The following is a 9,015-nucleotide window of genomic DNA, read 5'->3' as shown; positions in this document are numbered from 1 at the left end:
GCGCTGACGGAGAAGGGGATGCCTCGCAGGTAGAGGGCCAGCACCCCGCCGACGGCGGCCAGGGGGATGCCGGTGTAGATGATCAGTACATCGCGCAGCCGCTTGAGGCTGGCATAGAGGAGGAAGAAGATCAACAGCAGGGTCAGCGGCACCACCACCATCAGCCTTTTCTGCGAACGCTCCAGGTTCTCGAACTGCCCGCCCCACTCGATCGAATACCCTTCGGGCAGGGTCACATCGGCGCCGACTCTCTCCTTGGCCTCGGCGACGAAGGAGGCGATGTCCCGGTCGCGGACGTTGACCTGGACCTTGATCAGGCGCCGGCCCCACTCACGGTTGATGGTGGAAGGGCTCTCGACCTGCCGCACCGCGGCCACCGCCTCCAGCGGAAGGATCGCCCCGGTGCGGGTCGGGATCAGGGTCTGCGCCAGCGCCGCCGGGTCGTTACGCTGCCGGTCGGGCAGGCGCAACACGAGCGGGAAGGACCTCTCCCCCTCGAAAACCTCGCCGATCTTCGGGGTTCCCACCGCGGCAATCACATCGAGCACATCCCGGGCCGCCACGCCGTGACGCGCCAAGGCCTCGCGGTCGACCTCGATCTGCAGGGTCGGCTGGCCGGTGATCTGCTCCACCGCCACGTCGGCGGCCCCGCGGATCTCCAGCATGGCATGCTCCACCTGCTCGCCCAGAGCGACCAGGCGATCGAAGTCATCACCGTAGATTTTGATCCCGACGTCGCCCCGGATGCCCGAGAGCATCTCGTTGACCCGCAGCTCGATCGGCTGGGTGAGCACGGTGCGAATCCCCGGCAGGCCGTGGAGGGCCACCTCGACGGCGGCCGCCAGGTCAGACTGGCTTTTTGCCCTGGTCCAGTTATCCCGGGGATGGAGGGTCATGAAAATATCGGTCAACTCGGTCCCCATCGGATCGGTGGCCACCTCGGCGCTGCCAAGGCGGCTCCAGACATGGCGGATTTCATCGGGGAACTCGGCCAGCAGCAGTTCTTCCATCCGGGTGTTGTAAGCGACCGACTCGTCCACCGAAACCCCGGCCAGACGCACGACGCTCGCCACCAGAGACCCTTCGGAGAGACGGGGCATAAACTCCCCGCCGAGGCGGAAAGCGAAGAGGGTGGCAACGACCAGGACCAGGGCCACCATCCCCAAAAAGGTTTTGCGCCAGTGCAGAACAAATTGCAGCAGTGTGCCGTAAAGCCGCTTCAGGCCCCCTTCGAGGCGGCGTTCCTTGACCTTGAGCACCTTCGGGAGGAACTGGTAGGAGAGGATCGGCGAGAGGAAGACCGCGACCAGCAGCGCCCCGAGCAGGGCGAAGATGAAGGTCCAGGCCATCGGCCCGAACATCTTCCCCTCGACCCCCTGCAGGGTCAGCACCGGCAGAAAGACCAGAACGATGATCCCCATGCCGAAGACGATCGGCCGCACCACCTCGCGGCTCGACTCGACGATGGTAGACAAACGCTCCGCCGGGGTCAGAGGACGGCCGAGCTTCATCTGCCGCTCGGTCAGGCGGCGCAGGTTGGCCTCGGTCATGACGACCGAACCGTCGACCAGGATGCCGAAATCGACCGCCCCCAGCGAAAGGAGGCTGGCGGCGATCCCGAGCCGCTGCATTCCCAGGGCGGCGAAAAGCATGGCGATGGGGATGGTCGCCGCCACCAGCAGCCCCGCCCTCAGGTTGCCGAGGAGCAGGAAGAGGACGGCGATGACCAGGAGCGCCCCGGCGGCCAGATTGTGTTTTACGGTATCGATGACCTGCTCGACCAGGTCTGTGCGGTCGTAGACCGCCTCGACGACGATATCCTTCGGCAGGGTCTCCCTGACCGTATCGAGGGCACGTCTCAGATCGGTGGCGACCTCGCGGCTGTTCTCACCCATGAGCATGAAGCCGAGGCCCAGGACCACCTCCCCCCTGCCGTCGGCCGAGACCGCGCCGCGGCGCAGCTCATGATCAATGGCGACCTCCGCCACGTCCCGAACGCGGACCGGCACGCCCCCGGATGCGGAGATGACGATGTCGGCAATGTCGTCGACCCCGGAGACCCGCCCCAGGCCATGCACCAGCAGGGTCTGGCCGCCGACGACCACCTGACCGCCGCCGACATTGGCATTGTTCTCCCTCAGGGCGGTGGCCACGTCGTCGAAGGTCAGACCGTATTTGATCAGCGTCTCGGGGGCGACGATGACGTGATACTGCTTCTCGAGCCCCCCCCAGGAATTGATCTCCGCCACCCCGGCGACCTTGCGCAGCTGCGGCTTGACCACCCAGTCGTGCAGGGTACGCAGCTCATCGAGGGTCCGCTCGGGATTGTCCGAGCGCAGGGTGTAGTGGAAGACCTCGCCGAGACCGGTGGATATCGGGCCCAGCTCGGGACGTTCGATCCCCTCGGGCAGTTCGACACTGGCCAACCTCTCCATGATCAGCTGCCGCGAGTCGAGGATAGCCATCTCATCCTCGAAGATCGCCACCACCTGGGAGAGGCCGAACTTGGAAATGGAACGGACATGCACCAGCCCCGGCAGGCCCGATATGGCCAACTCCACCGGCTGGGAGAGTTGTTTTTCGATCTCTTCCGGCCCCAGGGCCGGTGCGATGGTATTGATCTGAACCTGGACCGGGGTGGTATCGGGGAAGGCATCGACCGGCAGACTCACCAGCGCCCACAGCCCGGTTCCGAGGGTGGCCAAAAAGACCAGAACCACCAGCAGCCGGTTGCGCAGAGTTGCCTCGATCAGTTTTTCAAGCATCGTCACCCCCCTAGTGGTCGGCGCAGGAGGCGCCCAGCCGCGCCTTCAATATTTCGGACTTCAGCGCGAACCCCTGGGCCGACACCAGCCGCTCGCCGGCAGAGAGCCCGGATCGGATCGGGACGAGGCCCCCCTCCTGGGCGCCGGTTTCCACCCGGCGCACCTCGAACAGGTCGGACTCCAGCTGGAGAAAGAGGTAAGACAATCCGTCGATGCTCTGCAGAGCATCGGCAGGGACCGCCAGGACCTCGGTCTCGTCTCCGCCAAGGAGGCGAACCTCGCCGAACATCCCCGCCTTGAGGTGGTGACCGGGATTTTTCACCTCGGCCAGGGCCGTGAGGGTGCGGCTTCGCTCATCCACGGCGGCGCCGACCTGAAAAATCCGCCCCCGGAAGACCTGGCCGGGCAGACCGGTGAAGCGGGCCTCGACCGGGGCTTCGTCCCTCACCTGGTAGATCCGGCTCTCGGGAACGGAGAGCTCCACCCAGAGGATGTCCGGATCGACCACGGTCAGGATGTGGTCGCCGGGAGAAACGTTCTCGCCGACGGCGGCGGCCAACTCGGAAACGACCCCGGTGAAGGGAGCGCGAACGGCGACCAGCGCGCCGTTGCCTCTGCCCTGGAGAAGTTGCTGCAGGTCGCCCGCCGACAAGCCGAAATTCAACAACTGCATGCGGAAACGATCAAGCTCGCTCTGCGCCACCCGGGACTCGGCCAGCGCCTGCTGATATTCCTGGCGGGAGGTAATGCCGCGCTCCAGGAGGTCCTTCTCCCGATCGAGGACCGCATCGGCCTGGGCGGCTCGGGCCCGAGCCGCCAGCAACTGGGCCTTCAGCGTAGCGATCTCCGGCGTGGCGATCTCGACCAGAACGTCCCCCTTGTGCACAACGGTTCCAGGCTGCACCAGGACGCGGCGCACCGTGCCCGGCGCCAGCGGGGTCATGCGGGAGAAACGGTTGCGGTTGAACTCCGCCCGGGCCGGCAGGGCCACGCCGGATGCCAGGGACAACTGCTGCGGCACGGTGGTGGAGATTCCGGCCTTGGCTGCGACCTCGGACGAAGAGAGGCGGACCAGCATCCCCTGCCCCGGTTCCAGGGAGGAGAGGTGGCTGCCCTGACAGAGGCCGCACTCCGCCTCCATGACCCCATGTTCGACGCACATCCCGTCCAGGGCCCCATGGCCGTGCCCTTCATGCCCGGCATTTTCCGCGGCATGGCCGTGCCCTTCGTGCTCATCCTCGTCGCCGAACAGGTCGTCAATATCCTCCTGGGCGTGGGCATCCGGCTCTTCGCGGCCATGGTCGTGGCCGGCGTGGGGATCGCCCCCTATGGCCAGGGCGGTCGGAACGGTCTCCGCCCCGGCCCAAAAGAACACGGCCCCGGCGAGAAGCGCTATAACTCCAAATAAACTGACGGGCTTTTTCATGATTCACCTCGTTCCGTATCGATACCGGCAATAGCGGCAGAGTTCGAAATTTTTCGCCCCAGCAGTCCCTCGATCTCGGCGACCGCCTGATGGCAGGCCTCCAGGGCATCGATGTATCGGCCCCTGGCCTCGAACAGCGTGCGCTGGACGCCGAGGATCTCGAGCAGGCCGAACTTCCCGGCCCGGTAGCCGTAGCTGATCGCCTCGAAGGATTGCTGCTCGACGGGAAGGATCTCTTCCCGCAGCACCCGGGCGGTCCCCCTGGCGGCAGTCATCCGCCCCCAGGCCTCGACCAGATCGGTCCGCGCCTGCAGCAGGGCCGCGCGGTGCTCTTCACCGGCCTTGGCATGACGGGCGCGGGCCGCGCTGCGCGCCCCCTGGTTGCGGTCGAAAAACTGCAGCGGTACCGAAAACTCGGCCACCAGGGCCCGATCGTTCGTCTCCCGGATGTCTTTGGCTCCCAGGCTGACGGTCAGGTCGGGGATGCCCAGGGCGTCTTCCAGCTTCACCTTCTGCCGGGACTGTTCGATCCTGGCTGCCTGGCCGGCCACCGCCGGAGTCTGCGCGATCCAGCCGCTGACCTCAAGCCAGTCGGGGAGGGCCGGAAGGTGTTCAAACTCTCCTGCCGCCCTATCGAAATCGGCCGTTTCGCCCCCCCAGGCAGCGGCCAGGGCCTGGCGGGCCGTGGCCCGCTGCTGGCGGGCCTGATCCTGCGCGAGACGGGCTTCGGCGACGAGCGCCTGCAGCCGCAGCCTTTCCACGGCCGGCGCCTTGCCCGCTTCGATCCGCTCTTCCCCGGTGCGCAGCACCTGTTCGGCCAGTCGAAGTTGCTGCCCGGCCAGGGCGAGCCGCTCCTGGGCAGCCAGCAGTGCGGCGAAGCGACCGGCCGTCTCGGCCAGCGCAGCGGCCCGGGCAGCCTCGAAGTCCCTGTCGGCGACGGTTCGTTCCAGATCGCCGGCCTGGCGGCGCAGGCGGCGCTTCCCCCCCAGCTCGACGAGCTGGCTGAGCCGGACGGTGGTTTCGGCGCTGTCGAAGCCGGAGTAGTCGCCGCTCCCGGCCACATTCTCCACTTCGACGGAAAGCTCCGGGTTGGGGCGCAGTCCGGCCTGAAGAGCTTCGGCCTTTCCGGCCTGGATCTCTTTGGAAAAGGCCGCCAGTACCGGGCTGCCGGTCAGTGTCCTCGTGTATGACTCGTCGAGCGTCAGCGGTGCTGAAGCGGCGGCGCTATCTTCCTGAACCGCGGTCCGCACCGAGGGGACAATCTCAGCCCCCCAAGCGGGAACCAGCAGGATCGAAAATCCGAAGCCGACGACGGCACCGAAAGCAACCAAGGCCTTAAAGGGCATGGTTTTACCTCCGTGCAATAATCTTTTGGAATTTAGAAATGGACGTTTCCCGGGAAGACCGTGGAGGTCCCGGAACGCTAGGATAGACTGCGGGGGGAGGGTATCAAATCAGAAGAACGATGGTGCGGTGGGAACGGATCGATGGGGCAATGCGGGGTGGCGGTTGAGGGTGAAGACTGGTCGTCAGAACCCGTACGAAGGCGGGAACCGACGGAGTCTGAATAATGGCGGGCAGGGGAAGCTGGTCGGACAGCTCCTGGGTGTCCCTTTGCCGGGTCGGTCCGGCATCGACAGAGGCCTGCAGGTCAAGACAAGGCCCGCAGTGCTCGTCCTCGGAGGACATGTGGGAGGACAGGTCGGAAGACTGTTCCGAATGGTGGTCATGGGACCGCTTCTCCGGAGCAGGCCCGCAACTGTCCCCGGCCGCATACTCCAGGGCGGTATGGCCGTCCTCACCGATACACCAGACATAGCTCATAGCCACGCTTTGTCCGGCGAGCATGAGAATCAGCAGGCTAACGAGGGAAACAACATGTCGAGACCGATGCAATCTCATAGGTTTTAATGATATCCGAACGTGGAGTCAAATTGCAAGGGGGTCTGATACATGATGACCCGGACCGATCGAATCACTCCCTGAAGACAAGGGTTCAATGACCGCCTCGAGAAGAACCCTTGCGGCGATCAGGGGTGGGAGCAGTTGCACCGGTGCTGGCCGGGGTCGCACGGATGACCAATCCCGCCCTGGAGTCCGTGCCCGAAACGGCCGCATCCGGCGATGGCAAGAATCGACCCGAAAACGAGGGAAGCCAGGACCACAAACAGAAACTTCTTCATCGCACCGCCGAACGCTTCACTTTTTACGGAAATCCGGGCAGAGAGGCCCTTGACAGCTGCCCGCCCCTGGATTATAAAAACACTTGAATACTTATTAACATATTGAGAGGTGGCATGTCAACAGATATTTGCCTGGTCGATTTCGTCGATGAGAAACGGGTTGGAACCGCCAGGGAAGGGATGTCCCCGGAGAGCACATTGAGGGATCTGTCCGATATCTTCAAGGTCCTGGGCGACTTTACGCGGGTCCGCATTCTTCAGGCCCTCTCCCTGGCGGAGTTATGCGTCTGCGACCTGTCGGCCTTGCTGGAAAGCACCTCTTCGGCCGTTTCTCACCAGTTGCGCCTCTTGCGTGCCGCCAAGCTGGTCAGGTACCGCAAAGAGGGAAAGATGGTCTACTATTCACTGAACGATGAAAACATCCGCTCCCTTCTCGCCGAGGGGTTGCGGCATGTTGAAGAAGGACCCGTCCCCCGATGAACGCGGCACTCGGGATATTGACCGAATGCTGGGGGATTCTCGCTGAATCGGCCCCCTATGTCCTGTTCGGTTTTCTGGCCGCGGGCCTGCTGAGGGGCCTGATCCCGGATGACCTGGTCGCCCGCCACCTCGGGGCGAACAACACACGGTCGGTGATCAAGGCCTCCCTGCTCGGCATTCCCCTCCCCCTCTGCTCCTGCGGGGTTATCCCGGCGGCGGTGGGACTGCGCAAGCAGGGTGCGAGCAAGGGCGCATCGATGGCCTTTCTGGTCTCCACGCCAGAATCGGGGGTCGATTCGATCGCCATCACCTACGCCCTGCTCGACCCGGTCATGACGATCGTGCGGCCGCTGGCGGCGTTCTTCACCGCCACAGCGACTGGCCTGCTTATCAACCGCCTGCCGGACGAGGCGCCCGTCGGGAAGAATCTCACTCCGGCCCCCTCCGGTTGCGGCTGACCGGGGAAAAAAGGCGGGAGTTGCTCGCCCCTTCCGACAACCCCTCCCCTGGCCACCCGCCTGCGGGATGGACTGCGCTACGCCTTCGGTGACCTGCTGGGGGACATCGGCAGCTGGTTGCTGCTCGGCATTGCCATTGCGGGGCTGATTTCCTATTTCGTGCCGGAAGACTTCTTCGGCCGCTACCTGGCGGGAGAGTTCAGCTCCCTGCTCATCATGCTGGTGGTCGGGATCCCCCTCTATATCTGCGCCAGCGCCTCCACCCCGGTCGCCGCGGCCCTGGTCCTGAAGGGGATCTCGCCCGGGGCCGCCCTGGTCTTCCTCCTGGCCGGGCCTGCGACCAACGCCGCAACGGTCACCATCGTCGGAAAATTCTGGGGCCGGAGGGCCACCGGCGTCTATCTGTTCGCAATCGCCGCCTGCTCGCTGCTGTTGGGCTGGCTGACCAACCGGCTCTACGGATGGGCCGGGTGGGAGATTACTGACTGGGTGCAGCGCCCCGTGGCAACCGAAGAGCCCCTTCTTGCGACCGCCGCAGCGGTGGTGCTCCTGCTGCTGATTGTCCGCAGCCGGATATCCCTTGGGAAAAAGTGAGCGTTTTGATATTTGGCTCCCCACCTTGGACGCTATTAGAACTCAAACTGCGCCATCGAAGAACGACATGTGAGGTGAAACGGCAATATCGGGGCCTTCTCCAGGATCTGCTCAAAAAAATGCGCCCCCCTGGGGACACCCATATTTTGTGTGGTTTGGCTCGCCCCTCCTGGACGCTACCAGGATTCAACACGCACCCCCTGAAAAAGGACAGCCACCATTCGACCCCCTCCACGATGCGCATGTCTCTTACGGCCCCGTCTCCGAGAGCGGCCAGGGGCCGTTGGCAGGCAGCGCGTGGTGCACTTTGAACTAGAATCTACCACTCTCGAAGAAGAGTTGAATATACTGTCCCCGGAACTCTCCCGGAACTCTCGTGTCACCGGAACTCCCGCGAAAAAACACCAACATCTCAAGGAGTCTCTCCCCCCCATGATCAAGAATGTCCTCGCCCGAAGCCGCTACCTCATCCTCATTGCCGTCGCCGGCGCCTTTCTCGCGGCTACCGCCCTGCTAATCTACGGCGGCATCGAAGTCATCATCCTGATCAAGCAGACGGTCTCCTACGGCGAAGTCTCGCAGAAGGGGGCGAAGGCTCTGGCGCTGGCCTTCATCGAGATGGTCGACCTCTTTTTGCTCGGCACTGTCTTCTACATTGTCGCCCTCGGCCTTTATGAGCTCTTCATTGACGACACCCTGACCCTGCCGCACTGGCTGGAGATCCACGACCTGGACGGGCTGAAGAACAAGCTTGTCGGGGTGGTGATCGTCGTGCTGGCGGTCACCTTTCTCGGCCAGGTGGTAACCTGGGACGGCGTGCGCGACCTCTTCGGCTTTGGTGCCGGCATCGCCATGGTCATCGCGGCGCTAACCTGGTTTCTAGGCAGCAAGGGGAAGAAAGGGGGAGGGGCCGGCCAAGCCGGCGGCTGAACCAGTCAAAGGCGAATTCCGGGGACATAATACTCATTTTAAATTTCACCGGCAAGGCACCATCGCTTGGCCTGCGCGAGACATATTAGAATAGGTATTGCGCCTCTGGGATTCCGCAACAACCTGCCTGCCCCCTCCAAACCCAAATCCCGCTTCAAAGCAGCTTAGCTGCAACCTCC

At 64.1% G+C, this 9,015-nt stretch carries 7 protein-coding genes and 1 pseudogene; 4 read left to right on the top strand and 4 right to left on the bottom strand.

The genetic code is table 11. The features are described 5' to 3' along the window. The 4 genes from C0617_RS14840 to C0617_RS14825 form a co-directional block, all read right to left on the bottom strand. A partial coding sequence (locus C0617_RS14840) for a CusA/CzcA family heavy metal efflux RND transporter (RefSeq protein WP_291317916.1) occupies window positions 1-2,765 on the bottom strand: 2,765 nt, incomplete at its 3' end. A gap of 10 nt (window positions 2,766-2,775) precedes the next feature. Further along, window positions 2,776-4,191, bottom strand: coding sequence for an efflux RND transporter periplasmic adaptor subunit (locus C0617_RS14835; RefSeq protein ID WP_291317816.1), 1,416 nt, complete (start codon window positions 4,189-4,191; stop codon window positions 2,776-2,778). Beyond that, window positions 4,188-5,537 (bottom strand): TolC family protein, encoded by a 1,350-nt coding sequence (locus C0617_RS14830; RefSeq protein ID WP_291317815.1) that lies wholly within the window; start codon window positions 5,535-5,537, stop codon window positions 4,188-4,190. The genes C0617_RS14835 and C0617_RS14830 overlap by 4 nt, the downstream gene beginning before the upstream one ends. Before the next feature lie 103 nt (window positions 5,538-5,640). After that, window positions 5,641-6,021 carry a hypothetical protein gene (locus C0617_RS14825; RefSeq protein ID WP_291317814.1) on the bottom strand — a complete coding sequence of 127 codons (381 nt, stop codon included), beginning with the start codon at window positions 6,019-6,021 and terminating at the stop codon, window positions 5,641-5,643. Between the two features lie 206 nt (window positions 6,022-6,227). Between C0617_RS14825 and C0617_RS14820 the strand changes: the two genes are divergently transcribed. From C0617_RS14820 to C0617_RS14805, 4 genes and pseudogenes are all read left to right on the top strand, one after another. Beyond that, window positions 6,228-6,461 (top strand): hypothetical protein, encoded by a 234-nt coding sequence (locus C0617_RS14820; protein ID WP_291317813.1) that lies wholly within the window; start codon window positions 6,228-6,230, stop codon window positions 6,459-6,461. 27 nt (window positions 6,462-6,488) lie between these two features. Continuing rightward, a complete protein-coding gene (locus C0617_RS14815) occupies window positions 6,489-6,854 on the top strand; it encodes a metalloregulator ArsR/SmtB family transcription factor (RefSeq protein WP_291317812.1) in 366 nt (121 codons plus the stop codon). Beyond that, window positions 6,851-7,906: pseudogene (locus C0617_RS14810) on the top strand (SO_0444 family Cu/Zn efflux transporter). The gene C0617_RS14815 and the pseudogene C0617_RS14810 overlap by 4 nt, the downstream one beginning before the upstream one ends. A 432-nt stretch (window positions 7,907-8,338) precedes the next feature. Next, complete coding sequence (locus tag C0617_RS14805; protein WP_291317811.1) at window positions 8,339-8,836, top strand: YqhA family protein; 498 nt, start codon at window positions 8,339-8,341, stop codon at window positions 8,834-8,836. Window positions 8,837-9,015 lie beyond the last annotated feature (179 nt).

Source organism: Desulfuromonas sp. (genome assembly GCF_002868845.1).
In the GTDB taxonomy this organism is placed as follows: Bacteria; Desulfobacterota; Desulfuromonadia; order Desulfuromonadales; family BM501; genus BM501.
The sequence above is the reverse complement of the archived record's forward strand: the minus strand, read 5'-3'. Positions and strand labels throughout refer to the sequence as shown.

What these genes read in the sequence shown, in the direction of transcription:
- C0617_RS14815 (WP_291317812.1), top strand. Translation starts at nt 6,489, where the DNA reads ATGTCAACAGATATTTGCCTGGTCGATTTCGTCGATGAGAAACGGGTT.
- C0617_RS14835 (WP_291317816.1), bottom strand. Translation starts at nt 4,191, where the DNA reads ATGAAAAAGCCCGTCAGTTTATTTGGAGTTATAGCGCTTCTCGCCGGG.
- C0617_RS14805 (WP_291317811.1), top strand. Translation starts at nt 8,339, where the DNA reads ATGATCAAGAATGTCCTCGCCCGAAGCCGCTACCTCATCCTCATTGCC.
- C0617_RS14830 (WP_291317815.1), bottom strand. Translation starts at nt 5,537, where the DNA reads ATGCCCTTTAAGGCCTTGGTTGCTTTCGGTGCCGTCGTCGGCTTCGGA.